Below are 21472 nucleotides of genomic sequence, written 5' to 3'. Positions count from 1 at the left end.
CGGTCAGATACTATTCGTTTCTAATGCATTGCCTTATATGCTGCAATGCCTGCTACTGCCGCCACAATGACTGCGACAAGTCCAAGCAACATGTTTCTCGTCTTTTTCTTCATTGCTTCAAACTCCTTCTGCTTCTTTACAGCCGAATCAGCTGTTACAGTCTCCTGTTCTGCCTTTCTGCCTTTCTTCTTTACCTGTTCATTCTGTTCTGCTTCTAACTGCTTTATTGCAGGTTCTCCCTCTGTTGATACATAGGTAAGCGCCCTGTTGCCAAACATAAAGTGCAGTTTCTTTCCCATATACTCGTAGAAATTCATCCCATTAAAGGAATAAAATCCGCCAAGAGCAATCGGTGCCACACAGGGAATTGCCACATAAGCAGAACCCGTAAGACCGATATACTTGTAAAGAAGAAGGACGATACCGCCACCAACCACTACGCTTGCAATGGAAAATATAAGCTGCCTTGCAGTAAGTCCCATTGCAACCGATTCCTGATAGCGGTCAATATCCTTGTTTACTTCGATTACCATTGTCCCTGCCTCCTATCTTGATAAATCCTTTGTCTCCGGCTTTCTTGTCATTCCGATATTTGCCTCATACTTATCCATTCCATCCGGACACAGTTCTCTAAGCTTATCTACATTGAACAGATAAAGCGGATATTCGCAGAAACCGCTCCTTTGCGTGAATCCTGTAAACTCTCCAATGTCATTGTCTGTAATAAACTTTTCAATATCCGGCATGTCATTCACATTCAGATATCCGCAGTAATTTGGTGCTGCAACCGACAAATTCACAGTCACATCCCCAAAAGGCTCCTCATATCCATCTTCATTACACATAAGACCGATAAACATTGCCCTGTTATTCATATACTGCTGGATATCAAATGTCACCTGCGTTTCTCCGGTTATGCTTGAATTATAAGTAACCTGTTTCTTTTCATTATCCATTTCTGCCTCCTTCTATAATCCAAATGCCTTGCTTGTAAGTGTCTGTGCACCCTTCACGCTTCCAACAGTCATTGCTATCGTAAATGTCATTTCACACAGATATATAAGCGTCTGTGCCCAGTCAGCATAACTTCCTGTAAATGCCGGAAGCCCTGCATTGATAAATGCATTACATACCACAATCGCAAGTGCCATCGTTACTGCCTCAAACACACACGAAAGAAAATATTTGCAGTAGGTAGCCATTGTATGACTGACCATTCTGTTTCCTGCCATTGTGGAGCATGCAATCGCACCAAGCGGCACAATAATCAGTATCTTTAAGAACCTGAAATACACTGTGTAAATGATAAAGAATCCACAGATAATAATGATGATTGCAAGCAAAGCTGTAAGTATCAGCATTACCAGACTCTCACCAAATCCGAGTCCCTTAATGATGTCTGCCTGTGTACTGTCAATGGCAAGCTGCGTCGTTGTCCCGGCAGATATAAGTCCCACCAGATTTCCTATGGAAGTAAAAAACGCTTTCATAATCGTGACATTATTTGCAACAAACCATTCTGCAAGTCCCAGTCGGATAAGCATACGCAGGATTGATTCAAACCTCATCTCATCTTTTACATCAATGCTTTCCGAGCAGAAACCGATAACAAAGAACAGCACAACGAGGGATGAGCCGACTGCTACAAAGACTGGCTCTATACCCTCAATGACTGCCCAGGGACCTCCGCCCTTGAAACTGACCGGTGACTGTCCAAGCATTGCAAAGACCAGGGATATCTGATTGTTCCAAAACCCAAACACCGCCTCAAGAAGTGCAAGGATCTTGTCTCCAAGCTTAAAAATATCCATACTTGTTATTCACCTCTTTCCTTTTACTAAAAGGGGAAATGCATTTCCCCAATCTTAGAAGCCTAAGAATGTCAGAACTGTTGAAATACCAGCCATCATGACACCTGCCACAATTCCTTTCAGAGCGGAGTTCATGGTAGATGAATCCTGCTGCTGGTAGGCTTGTGCGAACTCCATGACATTCTTTGCAAGAATGATGACACCAACCGCACCAATGACTGCAATGATAAGTGTCTTTAAGTTCTCAAGCGGCTGTGTTACTGCGGAAGTACCTGTACCTGCTGCAAAACAAGTAGTGCTCATAAGCATTGCTCCCATAAGTGCCCCAGATAATGCCGGAACGAACCTCTTCTTAAAGTGAATGAATCTGTTCTTCATGCCTTTCTCCTCCATCTGATTGTTGTTAGTTGTAATAATCTGTTCTTTTCTCATGTTGTTTGTCTCCTTTTTGATAAAAAAATAAGCCAGCAGGGATAATCCCCTAACTGGCTGTTAAAAGTAACTCTATATGATCAGGCAATGCCTGTTGTAATGATTAAATCGGGCTTTCCCCGATGTGTTTAGCTGTGACCACATCCTTTCAAGGTGCAAAAAAGCACCTTAACCATATTGGCTAAAGTGCTTGTATTAGTTTGATATTAAATTGTTGTGAGTCAGACAAACTTGAAGTTTCCACTTTCCTGTACTTATGATTTTTCATCAAAGCGGCTGCATCATTTCAAGAATAATGCCATCCGGGTCTCTAAAATAAAAAGCTCGACTTTCCCCAAATCCATCTGCTCTAAAGTCGAAATACTGCGGTTCAGACAAGCAATCCACATGATTTTCGATAAAGGTTTTGTAGACCGAATCAATATCATCCGTGTAGAAGCACACTTCTGAGATAGAGGTTGTAAACAAATCCGATTGTGCTTTATGGATTTCGCTGTCTACAAACTGAATCAATTCGACTGGTGGTGCTTCAATAGCCTTCGAACCATTCAAATAAGCAACCCTTGCTTTACAATTTTTCTTACGGAACATTTTATCTGTTTCTTCGCCTTCCATAAAAAGTTCGCCTTGAAATTCAAGCCCGAGAATGTCCCTGTAGAAAGCAATGGAGCGATCTATATCAGAAACGGTTAAGCCAACATGATAAATTCTTCCAATCATATTTATAGCCTCCTGAGAAAATTGCGATTTGTAAAACACATTCTTTTTACATAGGCACAGTATATCACATTTCCTGTGCCTATGCGATATCATTTAATGCTTCTTCCGATATGAACTCATCTTCTCCACAGTTACCTCCGGATAGAAGTAAGTAAGAATCGTTGCTTTCGGAACTCCTGCGGCAAGTGCTTTCTTCACCTCTTCTTTCTGCTCCGGCGTATATGACCAGTGCAGCATTCGATTCGTAATCGTATCTTCCCACTTAGGCTTTTCCCTCTCAGGATTTCTTACAGGCTTACCACCAGCGTTTCCACTAGAACCACTGGCAGCTGCTGTACTATCTGCTTTCTGCGATTCATCAACATACTCAAGCTCATTTGCCTGTTCTCTGTCAATCTTTGCTTTCTGTTCTGCCTCATCCTGCATAGAGAATCTTCTGCTTAATTCTGCATCACCAAGCATCATAAACTGCTCATAGGTAAGAGAATCTATATACACATTCTCGCCCTTGTCCTTCATCTTTTCATAATGCTTTACTGCCTTATCCGATAAAATCTCAAATGGCGGACCGATAAGATTATCTGCTCCCCTTATCTGATGAACATAAGGCTCTCCCTTGCCATCTGCTGTCTGGTTAAACATCGGATGATTGAATGGTATGAACTTATTATCCATGATAGGATCAAAACCACGGATAAAAATAATACACTTCTTATTATCCAACTTTCTGACTTCATCGGGTGTAAACAGTTCCCTGCCTAATACATCATAATTCCTTGAAGAGCTTCCCTGTCTGCCCTTTGTCTCACCGCTTGACTTCTTATCAATCGTACCTTTTCCAAGCAGCTCTGAGACGTACTTATGCGTTGACTGCTCGTTGCCGCCAAGGTAGATGAAAGTATCGCAGTTGCCTGGAATTGTCTCCCAGGTGTCCTTAAAAAGTGCCTTCAACTGGGCAAAGTTCTGTATGATGATAATACTTGAAATCTCCCTGCTTCGCATTGTCGATAACAATGAACAGTAGTCATCCGGCAATGCGACATTCGCAAATTCGTCTAACATAAAGGTCACATGAATTGGAAGTCTGCCGCCACAGTTAAAGTCCGCCTGATAGTACAGTTCCTGAAATATCTGCGTATAAAGTAGTCCAATAATAAAGTTATAGGATTTGTCACTATCAGGGATTACACAAAAGAGTGCTGTCTTTGTCTCCCCATCACCATTTACTCCAATGCCGATATCAGACAGATTAAGCTCATCTTTTGAGAGTAATCGTAAAACCTGCTTGTTCTCAAGAAATGCAAGTCTTGAGTTGGCACTGATGATAATGGAACGGACGGTATCTCCTGCACCTCTCATACATTTGTTGTACTGCTTGACTGCCGGATGATTAGCTCCAAGCGGAGAACTTTCCTCTAAAAACTTCATACGCACATCGAGCTTTGATGCCTTCCCCTGCTCTGTAACCTCTGCCTCTCCAAGAAGTTTAAGTACTGTCTCAAAGTTTCTCTTTGCCGGCTGTACCTCCAGCCACACATAGTAAAAGATAGCCTGTAAGAACAATCCTTCCGCTTTTTCCCAGAACGGATCACTTGGTGTCGCTCCCTTTGGTGTCGTATTGCTGATAAGGTTTGTAATCAGCTTGACCACATCTGTTTCCTCTCTGATATAGGAAAATGGATTGTAACAGTCTGATTTATCCATCTCTAACAGATTAATGACTTTCAGGTTATATCCGTTATTTTTTAACATCTGCCCGCAGCTTCTAAGGATTTATAGCAATAGGTAAGGATTTGATATTATCTCCACCTTTTCCCCTGCTCTACACCGTACGTGAGACTTTCGCCTCATACGGCGTGCCATCATACATTTGCAAATTATTTATTGTCTAAACCTTTTGGTAATCATAATTTTGCCTTATATAATTAACTTTTTTCCATTGTTCTTCATTCAACTTAAATTTTCTTAATAAACCTTGGGCTTCAACCATCTTTCTCGTAAATATTGCCTTGTACACATCTGAATTTATAAAGATTATATTTCCGTTATTATTAGTTCCCCTCTTTTTTAAAGGTTTCTTTCTAATGCACTTCATATGGCTAACATCTAACTTCTTACCCGTTATGTAACAATTTCCTTGCTGAATGACATATGCTGATAAACTATTGTCATTAAATTCTATTGTTTCTGTTGGGTCTCTCATTTTAGCTATGGCTTCAAATTCTCTTTGTGTAATAAGCATTAAATTCTTGTGTATTTTCTCTCGACCTTTTGAAGTATAATTACTTATTTCCTGAGAGAAATTCATAGGACTCCTATGGTGAACTCCCGTTAATGGGAGTAAACACATATCTCCTATGGTTACAATTTTTGTTTCTTTCTGAATACCCATTGTTTGTTTTTGAAAATTAATGTCTGTTTCCTTAAATGGAATTGTTTTGCTAATGTCTCTAAGACGTATTCTTATGGTTGGTAAGAGAGCGTAATTCACATCCGTTAAATTGTTGTAAATATTTGTTGCTATGCAATAATAATTTTGTATTCCTCTAATGGCTGAATTATAGTTTTTAATTGCCACTGTTGGGTTGTCTTTTCGAATGTTAATTATTTTGGCTTTTAGATTGCTTTTTGCATTCTTAATTGCCTTGTCACTCATATCAGTCTTTGCTATATAACCATATCTGGTCTTCCCCTTTGGAACGACTTTTATTTTAAAACCTAAATATGTTGATGAGTTTTTCTTAAGATTTATGACTTTTGATTTTTCTTCACTTATGTCCAATTTCAATCTTGTTTTTAAGAAATCCACTGTTGCGTGATACCATCTCTGTGCTTCGTTATAACTTCCACACATTATTTTGAAATCATCTGCATATCTTATTAGAAATCCATCTTTCAGATTGGTGTATTTCTTCGCATATGTTCGAAATGCTGCAACATTAGACATTCTGTTTGGTTTGAATGTTTCCCATTGATTACTTATCCACCAATCTAATTCATTTAAGACTATTAGGGATAGTAGTGGACTTATTATTCCACCTTGTGGTGTACCTTTTGTCGGTATTCCTTCTCCCTTTATTTCTGACTTAAGTATCTTACTTATGATACTTATTAAACGCTTGTCTCTTATTCCAAGTGTCCATATCTGTTTCAAAAGTTTTCCGTGGTCGACATTGTCGAAAAACCCTTTTATGTCAACATCAACACAGTAGTAATGCTTGTACATATTTATCATACTAACTGTTCTACTAATTGCGTGATGTGTGTCTCTGTTTGGTCTAAAACCATATGAATGGTTGTGAAACTTAGGTTCACAGATTGGTTCAAGGACCTGCAATATGCACTGCTGAACCAATCTGTCCCATATACACGGAATACCCAATGGTCTTTTCTTGTCACTTCCTGGTTTTGGAATGTACACTCTTCTGACAGACTTAGGTTTGTAGTCAGCTAACATCTCTCTCACTGTATTAATCACAGTTTCATCTGTTAGTTCTTTAATATCGTCTATTGTCTTTCCATCAGTTCCCTTGGTATTACTACCTTTATTACTCTTTAGGTTTCTATATGCTAACCTGATATTTTCTTCTGAACCAATAATCTCCAGTAACTTATAAAAGTTGTTACCGTTTTTACTTGCTGAATACAATGAATCATATACTCTTTGCATATCATAATATTCGTTGTATCTCAATTTGGTTTTCTTTAGCATGGTCTGTAACCTCCTATCTAGGAGTGATTACATCTCTTAGTCTTACTCGAACCCATACCATTCGACTTTAATTTGCTTAACTGTATGACTAGAGGTCTTCCCTCCACCGCTTATTATCACGGTTTCTTCGGTACTATACCTCCGCTTTCACTGACATAATCTCACTTATATCACTATTGTGATTTTCCCGTTTGATACGTTTCGTAGAAAGTAGATTCTCCACGCTGTCAGCTTCCAACGTTCCAAACACACTATCTTTACATCTATCCTTAGGTTCCTTCTATGAGCCTGTTACCTTGACACTGCCTGTAACAATGTATGGACTTTCATAAAGGCGGAGTCTTACTCGCCCACAGTAACGACACTATTTGTGTCACTATGCATTTCTACATAGTCCCGATATAGACCCGTACATTCGAAGTTTCGTCAGAAGAGCTTAACTCTCTTCATTCTCACCATAGATAGTTTATAGACCCCCGGCATATAGGATACACATCTCACCTCTGAAATGCTTTCGACATCTAATCTGTTTCGGTATCTCTCTGCCGACTTCACCGAGCTTCTTACACTTTAGTTTCTACTAACTTAGGTGCAAGTCGGAGGATTAGGGTTGCCTTTCAGGACGTTACTCCATCATTCGACATATCGTGTGTTTAGTTCTCCGATTTACTACTATTTTTTTTATTCAATTATTAGTTGCAATCGTGCCATAGCTTTTCACTATGGAACGTTTCGCACCTCCCTTTGGATCGGTACAGATAAAGGAACAGTTATGCGGCATCTGCATCAGATTCGGCTTTACTTCATAAAATGTCTTTCCTGCTCCAGAACCACCACAGATAAGTATATTTCCATTGAGCTTGAGCCTTCTGAAATCCAGCGACATCTTCACATTCTGGCTGAGTATCCGGTTGAAATTTTCATCCTTATCTGCAAGTATCTTGTTGACCTGCTTCGGATTTTCAAATCTTGCCGTACCAAATTCCTTACCGGGCATATAGTTTCTCTGACTGGTGTAATACATAACAATAGCCATCGCATAGATACCTAATGCAATGGCTACTGCTTTTACTGTATTGGAATTGTAATAGTTGGCAAAGGGAACCGCACATACTTCATTGAATCTGTCCATAAATTCATTAAATGCTATTCCCTCTATCCACGCACCATTTATCAGATAACCAAGATACCCGGCTAACACTGCACCCACAAGAATGAATATCAGTGACGGCTTTTTCTTTGTTGTCTGCATAGGCTGCTACCTCGCTTTCTTCGTGGTAACAGTTTTCTTCTGTGTGGTCTTTTTCTGCTGCTTCTGCACTTTCTCGTAACGCTCCCTGACAGATGATTCCACCTTATCATAGTGAGTATAAAGCTCGGTTCCTTTCTGGGTTGTCACCACACGATTCTGCTCATCGTAGAGCTTATAATCCTTGGTTGAATCAAGGAAGGTAAGCATTGTCTTTCCACCATGAATCTCCATGATGTTTTCCTTACGGAGCCATACATATCTTGCCTCTTCTCCCCATGTGCCTGGGATTCTTGTCTTTACAGCATGGTCGTTTTCTTCAATAATCAGCTTCTTGCTGATAGTCACATCTGACAGGTTCGCATTTTTTGATGCTGCAACTGCCCTCATTCTCTCAGCAAGGTCCTGATAGCCTCTGACACGATTGATAAATGCATCCTTGTCCATCATGACTGTATGGGTGCCATCCTCATTCTTGCTGCCAAGCACACCGATTGTCTCAAGCTGTCTGATAACACTTTCAGCCTGCTCACCATTGATGCTGAAATTCTCTTTGACCTGATCCACACTGATAGCTTTCTTTTCCATTGCAAACATTCCGACTTTTTCAATCAGTCCGTCAATGGCGGAATTAACCTTATCACCTTCTATCGTGTGGCTTTTCTCGTTTCCCTGCTGTTTCTTCAAAAAATCCATCAGCTTGCCAAGGGATTTTTCATCTCCATTCTTCAGATAATCGTCAAATGTGGCAATCTTGCCAAACTTGAGCTTCTGTATCATCATATTCACACGTGGAACTGCCTCAGTATGGAAGATAACCTCACTCAATCCGTCTTTCCTGTTACAGTCTGGAAGTACCGAATACAGGATTCCATACTTCTTTGCCATCTTTTCAACCTTTTTCATATCTTCGGTATTAAACTGCAATACCTGTAAATCACCGCCCTTTAAGAGCAGCTTTCTCATGGATGTCTTGCCAAGTGACTTTTCATAATCAAGCATCCCTTTTAAGAAATCTATTGCCCTCTGCATGGCAGCTATTCCGCCACTTCCTACCTTCATGGCAATCTCAATGCCATCATAAGCTACACGGATGATCTGCACCGCTTCCTGAATCTCTTCTGCCATTATCGCACCTCCACTTTCTCTCTGACTGTTGTTTTAAGTGTTTCTGTCTCTGTTGTACGGATTTCCTCGGCTGATACATCAATACCATAAGCAGTCAAAATATCTGCCAGATGATTGATTGCTTTTTCCTCCTCGATACGGTACATCTCAAGTGCCACAAGCAGGTTTTCCACCTGCTCCACCCATGCAGGCTTCATATCATATTTAGACCTGTATGTGACCATAATCTCGTCCGACTCAGCCTCATCCGCTGAATGTGCCAATGCTTCAATAAGAGAAATCGTATCTTCCTTGCTGCCGCTTCTGAATGCGAACTGGACAACAAAGTTTTTCTCTTCCTCTGTAAACTGATGCTCCACACCATTCATCTCTGTTACTGCTTCATTTACTACTGCTAAATTCATAAGTTCCTCCTAATCTGCCATGCTGTTTTCAAGCACAGCAATCTCAATGATCTCCTTCATCTTTTCCGCTGAAATGTTGTTGTTGATAAGCTCTACAAGCTGTGACTCAGTAAGTCCCTTTTCTATTGCACTCTTAATCTGCACAAGCTGCGCCGGAACAAGGTCTCCCGATGCAACCAGCTTTACAATATCTGCCCTTGACTTTTTCTTAAATGACAGTCTTGCAAAAAGACCTGCCACTCCGCTGTTGCCGCTCTTTCTCACACTTCTCTCAATCGGAAGTCTCTGCACCACATTTCCAGTACCATCAACTATCGGAATCTGATAATAGACCGGAATCCCGTTTGCCACAGCCTGCATATTCTGAGGAACTGCAACTGTATCAACCATCTTTTTATCTGCCTGTGATACGGACTGGCTTTCCTGCAGCTCTGCCTTACTTTCTGCTTCTTTTTTATTCTCTGTGGCAACACTTATGATCTTATCTTCCAATGACTCTATTCTGTCTCCCATACGCTTCATCTCCTTATCCTTTTTCTCAATATCATCCCTGAGTCTTGCAATCGTACTGCTTGCCTTATTCAGTTCATTCTGCTGACTGTTTATAAGAGCGTCCTTATCCTGGTTCTCCTTGACCAGACGCCCCCTGACTTCCTCATCATCTTTGGAAGTCTCTATTTCAGAAAGCTTCTTATTCAGGGCATCATACCTTTCATTCTGATGATTGATCTTTGCAACCACTTCATCCATCTGAGAAATGAGTGCTTTCACATACTCAGACTCTTCTGGAATCTGGTTCTTGACTTTATTCAGCTGTTCCAGAACTTCCTCATATAATCGTCGCATGGTAATAGGTTTTTCCCCTTTGTCCATAACCTCCTTAATTGTTTGAACAGGTACACCCTTTTCATAAAATTCAAGGGACACCTGCATCTGATGAACCGAATACTTGGTATTCTTGATAATATCAATCACATCTTTTGGAACATCCTTGTGCAGACATTCCGATAAAATCTTCATCTGTTCAATGTCGTATGACTTATTGAGATAAAGGCTGATCTCCTCCTCTTTCAGTCCATATTCATAATCACTTTTTACAAGAGCAATCGTATCTTCACTAAAATGCTTATTTCGGAGAAGCTGCAATTTTTTCTCGATTGCTATCGCACTAAGCGGTTCTCTGTTTTCTTCCATATATGCCTCCTAACTACTAAAAAAACAGCCTAACGTTCTGGCTGCTCTTTCCTGTCTCGTATTGTCTCTTTGTTGTACTGTGCATCTTTTCCATCTGATACGCTGTCTGGAATAAGACTCTTCCATATAGATTTACCAATATTCAACTCTTTGAATACTGCCCTTTCTTTTGCACATGCTTTGGAATACTCCTCTTTATAATGTTTACGCAGTGCTTCCACCTCTTCAAGGCTATATCCCTGTGATAAAAGTTTCTGTTTCAAAGTTTCCCATTGCAGATGCTCATCCGTAAAAAATTCATCTCCCTGGAGGAAAGACTTCTCAGCAGGTTCTAACTCTTTCATATCATCTGCTATATCAAAAAGTTCTCGACTTCTCTCCCTAGCCTTATAAATGCGGCTTTTCTCTGCTGAAACTTCTTTTCTTTTATCTGTCAATGAGCTGATTACACTGACAAGCTCCTCTGCTGAATGAATGTCATGATTTACAAGGAACAAATACTCCTCCTGCAGTTTATGCATCTTACGGATATCATCCTTATACTTCCATACCTGACTGTATGGCTTCTTTTTCAGCTTTCCTATCCGGTATAGCTTTGCATAGTATCTCTTTTGAAGCCCCGACATCTTTGCCCTTCGGTATCTTCTCACCTTACACTTACAAAGAACCGGTTGTACTTCTTTCTGCTGTTCCCGGTAAAATGAAATATCCTCTTTTTCTATCCTTTCCCGGATTGCCTCATCAGAATACGTGTCACCTAATGTCTTACATCTGCGAAATCTCGTCATTCCTTGTGGCTTTACCGCCAGATACTTTCCCTGCTTGACCTCATATCCTTTGTCAGATAACAGCTCCAGAAACTGCTCATAATTTCCTGCCTGCAGTATGCAGGAATCCAGGTCTCTCTTAATCATATCTGCCCATACAAAACTGCCTTCACGATATTCGCTCCAGTCCTTATAGCTTTCATGCTCTTTTTCCTTACTGCCATCATCAACATCAATGATTGAAAGACCATATTCCTGACACAGCTTATTCGTGATTGGCTGGATATACTTTGCCCAGTCTCCTTTTTCATAGCGGTACTTTTTCCCATCCACAAAACTCACACTGTTAAATACAATGTGTGAATGAACATGTGCTGTATTATCATGCACCACATATACTGCCTCATATGATTTTCCAAGATACTCTTCCACGAATCTCCGGGTTATCTCAAATGCCGTATCAGGATTCACTTCATCTTCCTTAAATGAGAGAATGATATGATATCCCTGCCTTTTATCAACTTTTCCAAACTTCCGTTTTGTAGCTTTCATCTGTTCAAAAGCAGAATCGACCTGACAGTTGATTGCACCAACGAGCCTTCCATCCTGTGTTTTCTCCGGATTCATCACATAATCAAGAGATCTCTTCAGATGTTTTCCGTGAAAATGCCCACCACAATCCTTCATATTAAGGATTTTACTGATTGCCAATCTTTACCACCGCCTCATCTACCTTCTGATTCAGTTTTCGCATATAAGCTATCAGCTGTGTCTTATCTTCCTTGGAATACAGCCCGGCATTATTGTTAAATACTATCTGATTGATATTTATTCCAATTCTGTTGACTTCATTAATGAGTTCCTTCATAATCTTCCTTACTTCCGGATAATCATTTGGTTTCTGACTGATAAGAAGACGGATATACTCAGCCTCATTCATTCCATTATCACATGCCTTTTTTGCAAGAATCTTGGCTTCCTCTGGCATTAGTCTTAGTGTTTTCCTAATACAATGAACTTTATCTGCCATAGACTCACCTTCCTCTCTTACCCGTACTATAATCCTTAATTCCTTCTGCAACTGTCACCGCAGCTTTTTCCAAATCATCCCTGCTACTTAGATGACTAATGAATGATTCCACCAAAGCAGCTGCCATTTCATCAATCTCCTTTGCATAACAGGTCTTTTCAAATAACCTGTCCAGCCTCTTTTCATCTGCTTTCAAACTGTCATACTTATCCTGAAACTCACTGTAATCTTTAAAATCCTTTGGATCATTCCTGTGTGCATCAGCATCAAGTATCAGTTCATAGTTCCATTCACAAACAGTATCTATAACATCATCTATCGGGTATGGTTCAATTTCACCATTCTCCTCAGCTACATCCTGTCTGTACATCTTTCCATCAGAATCTATGCCAATAGCATAATCATGACCTTCCATATAATTAAGCAATATTGCAGCATCTTCTATCGAAGGGTTAAGTAAGATATCAAATGTGTCTGCCCAGGCAATCAGTTCTTCTGGTTTTGAAAATAGCGTAACTTCTGCATCCATTGCTTCCTTGCACCTCCTTATCCGTGTTTAGTAAATATTCACCAAAGCTCCAGTCTCCAGTTAGTCCCCGGCGACTGCTAGATACGCATTAGAGACATCTCTGTCCTAATGCCATCTAGTTAGGGAGAAAATCTCCCTAAAACCCTCTGTTTATGAAAGTGGGGGCGCTTTTTGCCCCCACTTTGCTACTTTGGGGGCGCTTTCTGCCCCCATCTTGTTATTTTGGGGGCGCTTTCTGCCCCCACTTTTATTTTTACTTCAGTCCAGATTTTGTCGTGTCCAAATTGCGGGGGCACTTTTTGCCCCCACTTTGACATTTTGGGGGCGCTTTCTGCCCCCACTTTGCTGTTTTGGGGGCGCTTTCTGCCCCCACACATCAAAATCCGGTTTTTCATGCCCTGACTGGTTCATCTGCTCGCTTATTCATCCTGTTCAGATTAAGCTTTGCCGCTACAAGCCACTCGTTGTAATCCTTATATCCGGCTGGAGGCGGACAGTCTTCTACCTCATATCCAAGCTCATAATACTTTCTCATAAGTTCAGCTGCTGCTTTTCTCCCCGGCTCATCTCCATCAAGGCAGAACCGGATGGAAGTAATCTGCGGATGTTCCCGAAGAAAAGTCTCAAGTGGTGCATCTGCAAGCATCCCAAGTGCCAGCTTATTCGATTCATAATCTGCGAAGATATCGACATAACTCATAAGGTCGATTGCAGCCTCAAATACTACAAGCTCTGTACTGTTAACATTTACCACATTAAATCCATAGTTCTTATCATTTCCTGTGACATCACACTTGAATGGCTTACCCTGCTTATCAAACACTCCCCGCATACTTGCAAATCTTGTCACTCCATTTTTATCATTTCCTTTGAAAACAACATTGTGGTAATGCCTGCTCTCATAAATCAGTCCATCTTTTAAAAACAGATCTATGACTGCTCTGCTGATTCCTCTCTCCTGATTCAGATATGAAATAAGATAGGAATTATCTCCTGCCGGTTCCGGTAGGACAAACGGCTTTCTCTCCTCTGCCTGCTTCTGCGATACCTGATGAACAAGTGGCTGCTTTACAGGATTCTCGATCCTTCTGTATCCTGCAAAATCTAAAAGCCAGAACACAGCCTCTTTTACACTCATTCCACAAAACACCCGCAAGAAATCTATCTGTGAGCCGCCATTGTTGCCTTTGTCAAACTGCCTTGACCATCTGTACCAATGGCTTCTGTTATAGATACGGATGGAATCCATCTCTTTTAAAGTGTGGTATTTGCCAATCCTCTTTACTGTATACCCAAGACTTTCTGCAACTGCACACAAGTCAACACTCTTTGCTATGGCAAGCTCTTCATCCGTAAATCTTCCATCCATGCTTTCACCTTGCCTTTCCCTGCTCTGCTACAAGCGGTGACTTGATATCAAGTGTCCGGTAATCAGTGCTCAGGGTAATCTTAGGATTATCAATCATGCCTTTTTCCCTGAAACTGAAAAATTCACGATTGTCTCCACCGACTATGATATGGTCAATGAGCGGTATTCCCATCAGTTCACACAGCTTGTTCATGCGGTCTGTCATCATCGTGTCTGCCTTGCTTGGGAATACATTCCCGGATGGATGACAATGGATTAACATCATGCTTGCAGCATTGCTTAAGATACTTGATTTAAACAGCTCTCTCGGATGTGCCATTGCCTCATTTAAAGAACCAACACTTGCAAAATGCACATTGATAGGTTTTAAATCTGACCTTAGATTGACCACACACACTACTTCCCTGTCAAACTGGCACATACAGTCTCCCATGACAGCAGCTATATCCGCCGGATTATTAAAGGTGTGCTCCGAATAAATCGGAGCATCCTTTACAAGTCTTACCGAAACCACATCAAGCTTGAAGTCATTCTTCTTTGGCATCAGACACCGCCTCCTCTCCAAACTCGACACGGATAACAAAGTCACCTTTCTGGCTGTTTATGAGAGCAATGAGTTCTTCCATTGTAAGTTCCTGCTCCATAACTGCCTCCTATCTGGACTTTTCCTTCGCATCATATACAAGGGGAGGTTCTGCAACGATACCATCAAGTCTCTTGTTTGGTGTATCAGTTGCAAGGGTAAGTTTTCTTAAATCCTTATCATAGTGATATACCTGATTGGAAAGTCTCTCGTCCAAAGACACCTCCTGCATATTTACCTCGACTACCATCTGTGCTAGCATCTCAGGGCTTCCCATATCTGAAGATACTGCAATAACCTCATGCACGCTCGAAGGGAGAATATAAAGGTCACTCTCTAAACTCTCTGCCAGCTCATGAAGCTCATTCTCATAAAGCATGGATGCTGCACCATTGATACCATTTTCATTGGAAATCACCCACATCGTCTGCTCCGGTGGAATCTCAGCTATCATCATCTCTGCGATCTCCTGTGGCATCCCATCCCTTGCGAACATTTCTTTCATAATGTCATTCATACTACGAACGACAGGTGGGAAGAGTCTTCTTGTGTTTTCCGCTGCACACTTAAAGAGCTGTTCCTCGCTCATTCCAAGTCTTTTCGCAAATTCATTTGTAATTTTTGAACTCTGCACCGCATCCTTATCTGCACTGATTATTACCTTATACACAATAGAAAGATCCTGGAACTCTCTGTGCGGCACCTGTTCCAAAAATGTCTTATTCTGCTCTGTATTGATGAGCTGGAATACAATCTTCTCGTTAGCATCTCTCATAATGCTGTCCACATCAACAACCGGAGCCTGCTCATATGCCCTTTCCATGAAGTCACATGCAGCCATAAGTGTTTCCTCAAGGTCACCACAATCCTGATACTTCTTATACATGTCATTGATATAAATCGTAGGCGAAATGTTCCTGCCTTCCTCTCTTAAGATGATGCCATCAAGAGTCACATTCACCTTTTCCACGGGTTCTACCACAAGCTCCATTCCTTTGAACTTCTCAGGCATATAATCCATAAACTTTTCTTTTACTACTTCCTTAAAAATCTCGTAATTCATCATATTACGGTTCCTCCTTAATCTAAAAAAGCGGGGAACATAAGTTACTGGCTTACATTCCCCGCAAGGTTAATTGTTACTGTTTATTCTTTTTCTTTCTTCCACGAAGTCCGACTCCAACACCTGTAATAAGTGCAAGTGCACCGATTCCAAGATAAAGAAGCGGATTTGCATTGTCGCCTGTCTGTGGAAGCTTAGGCTCTGTCGGTACATTGACAAGCTTAAGTGTTGTTACAACAACTTCCGGTGCATTGTCATCATATCGAAGAGTTACATCGTGAGCTGTTTCATCAAGGATATATCCGTCAGCTGCTTTTGTCTCAACTACTGTATAATGGATATCTTCCTTAAATGAACCATCCTCATTGTAAGTACAGATAGGAAGCTCCTTGCTCTCTGCATGACCATTCTTGTCAGTAGTGAGTGTATCAAGCACCTTTCCGTCCTTATCCCTTACTTCAAATACAACACCCTCGATCGGCTTTCCGGTTACTTTGTCAGTTTTCTCAATGACAATCTTACCGACTGCCTGTTCATCTTTCATGGATACCTTCTGGATTTCTGCTGTCTCCTTTACTTCAAAGGTTACATCACTTGCCACCTTATATCCATATGGTGCAGATTCCTCTCTGAGTGTGTACTTTCCGACAGGAAGTCTCTCAATCATATGAGTCTTTCCTGCCTCTGATGTCCAGCTCTCAACAAGCTTTCCATCAGCATCAATAACCGAAAGCTTTGCTCCAGGCAATTCTTTCTTGCCTGTGATATCAGTCTTTGAAATTTCTACCTTGATCGGTGCATTTTCAAATGCTGCCTTAAACTCGATAACCTTTACCTTATCTCCCTGATATGAAGCATCCACATCAAAAATCTTATCAGACTTCACATAGCCCTTTGGTGCCTCAATCTCTTTGACATAATACTGTCCAAGTGGAAGGTCAGAAGTAAATGTTACTTTGCCATCCTTTCCAGTAACACCTCTCTCAATCTGTGTATCTGCTTTGACAATGACTTTTCCATCTTTATTTACGATATCCTCTTTCGCAAATAAGCCGAATACTGCACCTTCAAGAGCATTCTTCGTCTCTGAATCAGTCTTTGTGACAGTAATCTGCACCTTCTGTCTCTCATTGGTTACATCCATTCCCGCAAATACAACCTTTGTATTCTGGTCGATATAAGAAAGGTCTGCATCAATCGGTGTATCATCCAGCACAAATCCATCTAATGTCTTTGTCTCTACAAGATAATACTTGCCAAGTGGAAGGTCATCAATTCTTGCAATGCCCTTATCGTTCGTAACAATGGTTGCTACCTTGTCACCAGCTTTGTGGTATACAGTTCCAAGTCCGTCTGCACTCACAATATCCTCTTTTGCATATACATCAAAGGTTACTCCTGCGAGACTATCCTTGAAGTAATTGAAAATGAAATCATACCAGTGTCCCTTCATAAGAGTGGTATCTGTTACAAACTCACCATCCTTGTTGATTACGATAGAACCTGTCGGAACCTCGTCCTTCATCTCGACATGCTGCACATCGCCTGTATCCTCTACTGTAAACTGAATATCGGTTGCTTTCAGGTATCCGTATGGAGCAAACTCCTCACGAAGTGTGTAAGTCTCGCCAACTACAAGCTTCTTGATTACATGAGCTTCCTTTGCATCAGATGTCCATGTGTCTACCACATTTCCATCCTTATCAAGTACAGTAAGTGTTGCACCACTAAGCTCTGCGCCACTTGTAATATCCGTCTTTGTAAATTCAAAGGTTGTCGGAGTATTTTTATACTCGCTGCTATATACAGCAGTTTTCACATCCTGTCCCTGATACTTGGTATCAAAGGTTACTACCTCTTCGTTTGTCACATATCCGGCAGGCTTTTCAATCTCTTTTGCAACATACTTTGCAAACGGATAATCCTTAACAAAAGTAATCTTTCCGTTTTCATCAGAAGTTGCTTTCTCAAGTAAAGTACCCTTTTCGATGATTACCTTGCCATCCACATTCTTGATGTCCTCATCTGCATAGAGTCCAAATACAGCACCTGCAATCGGTGTATTATCTTCTGAATCAAGCTTAGTCACTGACATATCAAGTTTCTGTCTGTCATTAGAGAAAGTAAGGCTTTCTTTGATAACAGGTGTCTTATCATCCACATAAGTGAATGTGACTGTCTGCTCATTCGGATTTAATACATATCCGTCAGGAGCAGTTACTTCTACAACCTTATACTGTCCAAGAGGAAGGTTCTTTGCTACTGCCTTTCCATCTTTTCCTGTTGTAAGAGTTGCCACAAGGTCGCCCTTGCTGTAATACTTTGTACGGTTGCCATCTGCGTCTTTCTGCTTGTCTGCTGTGAAAATATCTTCCGCTGCATACACCTTGAATACTGCTCCTGCAAGTGAACCCTCTTTATAGACAAACTCCTTATCCTCAGAGTTTGCAAAAAGTCCGCCCTTAAATCCGTCAAGTACCTCTCCCTTCTTTTCAACAGTAAGCTCTCCTACTGCCGGGGCATCAGAATATTCCACTGTGATGATGGCATCATTGGTATCTCCATCAGTCTCAAATGCTGTGTCTGTATCAACCGAAATGTTGATATAGTTATCGTTTACCACATATCCGAATGGTGCTTTTATCTCTTCAATGCGGTAGTTTCCGATTTTAAGTGCTTCTGGTAAGATTAAATCGCCATCCTCATCCGTAAAGAATGAAGTATGCTTAACCTTTGACGGATAAGTCGTGTACTGGGTTACATATTCATTCTTATCAAGGTTGAAAATCTTAAACTCAGCATTTGGTACAAGTACTGTCTGCTTTGTATCAGAATCCTTCTTGATTACACGAAGCTTTGCTGTAAACTCTCTGTCCAAGAAAACTCTCCATGTCTGAGGCTCTGTTGGATGATTCTCCTTTATCTTTACCTCAAATGGCTTGATTGTTTTCATGTTATGCGGAGTCTTTGATTCTACTACCACATAGGTTCCATAAGGAATTGCAATGGAAACTGCATGTCCCTTATCATCGGATGTGATTGTTGTTGCTCCGTTTTCCCCGATTACTACCGGAGTTGCCTTATCAAAGTCATAACTTCCATCTGCCTTTACAGGTAAAGATGATTTCAAATAAGCTGTGAACTCTGCACCTGCCAATAAGCCTGCTTCAGTATCATCGCCATTGTCAGATACCTTGATAAGCTGGAATGGCTGCTTGATGACCTGCTCTGCTGATGTTGTGCTTCTTGATACCTCTGCTACAAGGTCTCCCTCATAGTCGCATACTACATCATGCTCCTCTTCGTCTAAGAGATACCCCTCTGATGGAGTGATTTCTTTCACATAATAATTTCCAAGGTAAAGGTTATTGACCTCTGCTTCGCCATTCTTATCTGTTGTAAGTGTTGCTACAAGGTCTCCTGCTTTGAATACGACTCCTGTTGCTCCGTCCGGATGCACGATATCGTTTCTCGCATAAAGACCATAAACTGCACCTTTAAGGCTTGCATCTCCCTGGGCTACTGCCTTGCCTGATTCCTTATCTACCTTGTAGATATGAATCTTTGCTGTGGTTCTGTCATTTACAAATGTGTGACTGAATGATGCCTTTGCCTGTGTTTCAGGTAATACATTGAAATTGAAGCTGTAAACATCTTTACTATTTCTGATATACGCATATGGTGCCTGTGTCTCTGAGACATAATATCCGTTAGAGATTGGCAGATCCACGCTGTAGCTTGCCTGTCCGTCCTCACCTGTAGTTACTGTCTCAAGAGCTGTACCCTTTGTGACAATAACCTGTCCGGCATAGTTTTTGATGTCATTTCCGGCATAAAGTGTGTACTTGCCACCATCAAGAGGGTTATCTGTGTCAGAGTCCTTCTTTACGACAGATACATCCGCTTTCTGTCTTGTATTCTCAATCGTAGTTGATTCATACTGTACTGTCACAGTCTGGTCCTTATACTCAACTGCTACTGTCTGAGGTGTGGTATTGATTGTATACCCGTCAATGCTCTTAATCTCAGTTACCACATAAGTTCCAAGATGAAGGTCAGATAATACCACCTGTCCGTCAGTTCCTGTTGTAAGGCTTTCTGCCACAACATCGCCAGCACTATACACCTTTGTACCATCTGCCTTATAGATATCTGCTCCAGCAGTTACCTTAAAGGTTGCTCCGGAAAGCTTCTTTTTCTCATAAGTGAAGTTGCTTCCATTCCATGAGCTAAGCACCTCACCCTCTTTATAGATTGTGATTGCTCCAAGCTGCTCTTTATCTGTTGCAGAGATTCCCGTTGTCTGTCCTGCTTTTACAGTAAGTGTATGAACTTTACCGGAAAGGACATATCCCTTTGGTGCAGTAATCTCTTTTACATAATAAGTGCCTGCGACAAGTGCAGCTGACTTTGCATATCCGTTTCCATCTGTTGTCATGGTCTGTATTCTGTTTGTGCATCCGCTGTCAGAATAGATTCCATAGACTGCACCGGAAAGCTTCACTCCGCTTGACTCATCTGTCTTTGTAAGCTCACCATATCCGATGTTCTCTGTCTTGACCTTGATATATGCTTTGATAGGATCTGCTGTCGGTCTTTCAGAAATAAACTCCTGATATCCGCTCTTTCCTGTAAGCCAGAATACACAGCTTGATGTTGTCTCAACCTTGCCAGCATTGGATGTGAATGTTCCTGTTGTAGCTGTAGTATTTACGCTCGTTGAAGAGATTGTAATACTGTTGCCATTCTTATCAACAGAATATCCGCTGATGCCAAAATCAAAATCCGATAAAACACCATTGCTGTCAGATAATGTTGTTTCAAATCTCTGACTTCCCTCATTCCACTTTAATTCATAAGTTGGTGCCTCACTGGTTCTGCGTGATGCAAAACTTGGAAGTGTTGCATTGTAGGAGCTGCTGATATTGTCCCTGAGTCTCTCGTAATAGCTGTATGAAGAATCAGGACTTGGTGCTGTGTTACAGAGCTTTCTCGCTGCCGAATCACCACTTCCGGTTCCAAAGATATCTGCTACAATAACCCATACCATTGCCTGAGTTGCGATATACTCATCGCACTGACTGTTGCTTGGTGCCGCCTTTTGTGTACTGTTAAACCCATAATAAAGGCAGTAACTTAATAGCTTTCTCTGCTGTGCTGACATTGATGTGCTCGCATCATCGTAGCTGTTCATAAGCTGACCGCCATCTGCTCTTAATCCGAAATTCATACAATATGCAGAATTTCCGTCAAGAATTGAATACAGAATCTTGCCATGATTATATCCGGGCTTCAGCTCACTTACTTCTCCGGAATTTTTGACTGACGCATTCCAGAACGCAATATTTGCCTGCGGACTGGCTGCAAATGCTGTTGTTCCATTCGTAAAGAGTGTTCCAACCAGTGTGAGCATAGCCATAAATCCTGCCATAAAACGCTTTAGTTTCTGTTTCATGTGCTCTTTCCTCCTTAATTTACGCA

16 protein-coding genes and 2 pseudogenes are annotated in these 21472 nt (G+C 41.1%); all 18 read right to left on the bottom strand.

The genetic code is table 11. The features are described 5' to 3' along the window. Window positions 1-20 precede the first annotated feature (20 nt). The 18 genes and pseudogenes from OCV48_RS11900 to OCV48_RS11815 all read right to left on the bottom strand — a co-directional run bounded on the left by OCV48_RS11900 (window position 21) and on the right by OCV48_RS11815 (window position 21446). Window positions 21-533, bottom strand: a complete 513-nt coding sequence (locus OCV48_RS11900) for a PrgI family protein (RefSeq protein ID WP_118375167.1) — start codon at window positions 531-533, stop codon at window positions 21-23. A gap of 12 nt (window positions 534-545) precedes the next feature. Next, window positions 546-956 carry a DUF4313 domain-containing protein gene (locus OCV48_RS11895; protein ID WP_004611541.1) on the bottom strand — a complete coding sequence of 137 codons (411 nt, stop codon included), beginning with the start codon at window positions 954-956 and terminating at the stop codon, window positions 546-548. 12 nt (window positions 957-968) lie between these two features. Further along, window positions 969-1811 carry a hypothetical protein gene (locus tag OCV48_RS11890; RefSeq protein ID WP_008120647.1) on the bottom strand — a complete coding sequence of 281 codons (843 nt, stop codon included), beginning with the start codon at window positions 1809-1811 and terminating at the stop codon, window positions 969-971. 54 nt (window positions 1812-1865) lie between these two features. Then, complete coding sequence (locus OCV48_RS11885) at window positions 1866-2243, bottom strand: electron transporter RnfA (RefSeq protein WP_147592048.1); 378 nt, start codon at window positions 2241-2243, stop codon at window positions 1866-1868. Between the two features lie 267 nt (window positions 2244-2510). Further along, entirely contained in the window at window positions 2511-2963 is a 453-nt protein-coding gene (locus tag OCV48_RS11880) for a VOC family protein (protein WP_147592047.1), read from the bottom strand. A 93-nt stretch (window positions 2964-3056) separates the two neighbouring features. Continuing rightward, window positions 3057-4736, bottom strand: a pseudogene (locus OCV48_RS11875) (VirD4-like conjugal transfer protein, CD1115 family); the annotation flags it as partial. 115 nt (window positions 4737-4851) lie between these two features. Beyond that, a complete protein-coding gene (ltrA, locus tag OCV48_RS11870) occupies window positions 4852-6675 on the bottom strand; it encodes a group II intron reverse transcriptase/maturase (protein WP_147592045.1) in 1824 nt (607 codons plus the stop codon). A gap of 688 nt (window positions 6676-7363) precedes the next feature. Further along, window positions 7364-7927, bottom strand: a pseudogene (locus OCV48_RS11865) (type IV secretory system conjugative DNA transfer family protein); the annotation flags it as partial. Window positions 7928-7933: 6 nt separating this feature from the next. Further along, window positions 7934-9052, bottom strand: coding sequence for a PcfB family protein (locus OCV48_RS11860; RefSeq protein ID WP_147592043.1), 1119 nt, complete (start codon window positions 9050-9052; stop codon window positions 7934-7936). After that, window positions 9052-9456, bottom strand: coding sequence for a hypothetical protein (locus tag OCV48_RS11855; protein ID WP_147592042.1), 405 nt, complete (start codon window positions 9454-9456; stop codon window positions 9052-9054). The genes OCV48_RS11860 and OCV48_RS11855 overlap by 1 nt, the downstream gene beginning before the upstream one ends. 9 nt (window positions 9457-9465) lie before the next feature. Continuing rightward, window positions 9466-10650: a hypothetical protein gene (locus OCV48_RS11850; protein WP_147592041.1), complete on the bottom strand. Its 1185-nt coding sequence runs from the start codon at window positions 10648-10650 to the stop codon at window positions 9466-9468. A gap of 29 nt (window positions 10651-10679) precedes the next feature. After that, window positions 10680-12128 (bottom strand): relaxase/mobilization nuclease domain-containing protein, encoded by a 1449-nt coding sequence (locus OCV48_RS11845; RefSeq protein ID WP_262559774.1) that lies wholly within the window; start codon window positions 12126-12128, stop codon window positions 10680-10682. Then, on the bottom strand, window positions 12115-12447 hold the full coding sequence (locus OCV48_RS11840) for a plasmid mobilization protein (RefSeq protein ID WP_147592040.1): 333 nt from the start codon (window positions 12445-12447) through the stop codon (window positions 12115-12117). The genes OCV48_RS11845 and OCV48_RS11840 overlap by 14 nt, the downstream gene beginning before the upstream one ends. 4 nt (window positions 12448-12451) lie before the next feature. Further along, on the bottom strand, window positions 12452-12976 hold the full coding sequence (locus tag OCV48_RS11835; RefSeq protein WP_117715737.1) for a multidrug transporter: 525 nt from the start codon (window positions 12974-12976) through the stop codon (window positions 12452-12454). A gap of 391 nt (window positions 12977-13367) precedes the next feature. Next, entirely contained in the window at window positions 13368-14345 is a 978-nt protein-coding gene (locus tag OCV48_RS11830) for a DUF3991 and TOPRIM domain-containing protein (protein WP_147592038.1), read from the bottom strand. A gap of 4 nt (window positions 14346-14349) precedes the next feature. Next, the gene (locus tag OCV48_RS11825) at window positions 14350-14889 is read right to left on the bottom strand and encodes a JAB domain-containing protein (protein WP_004611525.1); all 540 of its coding nucleotides are present in this window, start codon (window positions 14887-14889) and stop codon (window positions 14350-14352) included. Window positions 14890-14998: 109 nt separating this feature from the next. Continuing rightward, window positions 14999-15994, bottom strand: coding sequence for a DUF5688 family protein (locus OCV48_RS11820; RefSeq protein ID WP_015567847.1), 996 nt, complete (start codon window positions 15992-15994; stop codon window positions 14999-15001). A gap of 73 nt (window positions 15995-16067) precedes the next feature. Then, window positions 16068-21446, bottom strand: a complete 5379-nt coding sequence (locus tag OCV48_RS11815) for a SpaA isopeptide-forming pilin-related protein (protein ID WP_262559765.1) — start codon at window positions 21444-21446, stop codon at window positions 16068-16070. Window positions 21447-21472 lie beyond the last annotated feature (26 nt).

Source organism: Bovifimicola ammoniilytica (assembly GCF_025567085.1).
Lineage (GTDB): Bacteria > Bacillota > Clostridia > Lachnospirales > Lachnospiraceae > Bovifimicola > Bovifimicola ammoniilytica.
This window is presented reverse-complemented; position numbering and strand designations above follow the sequence as displayed.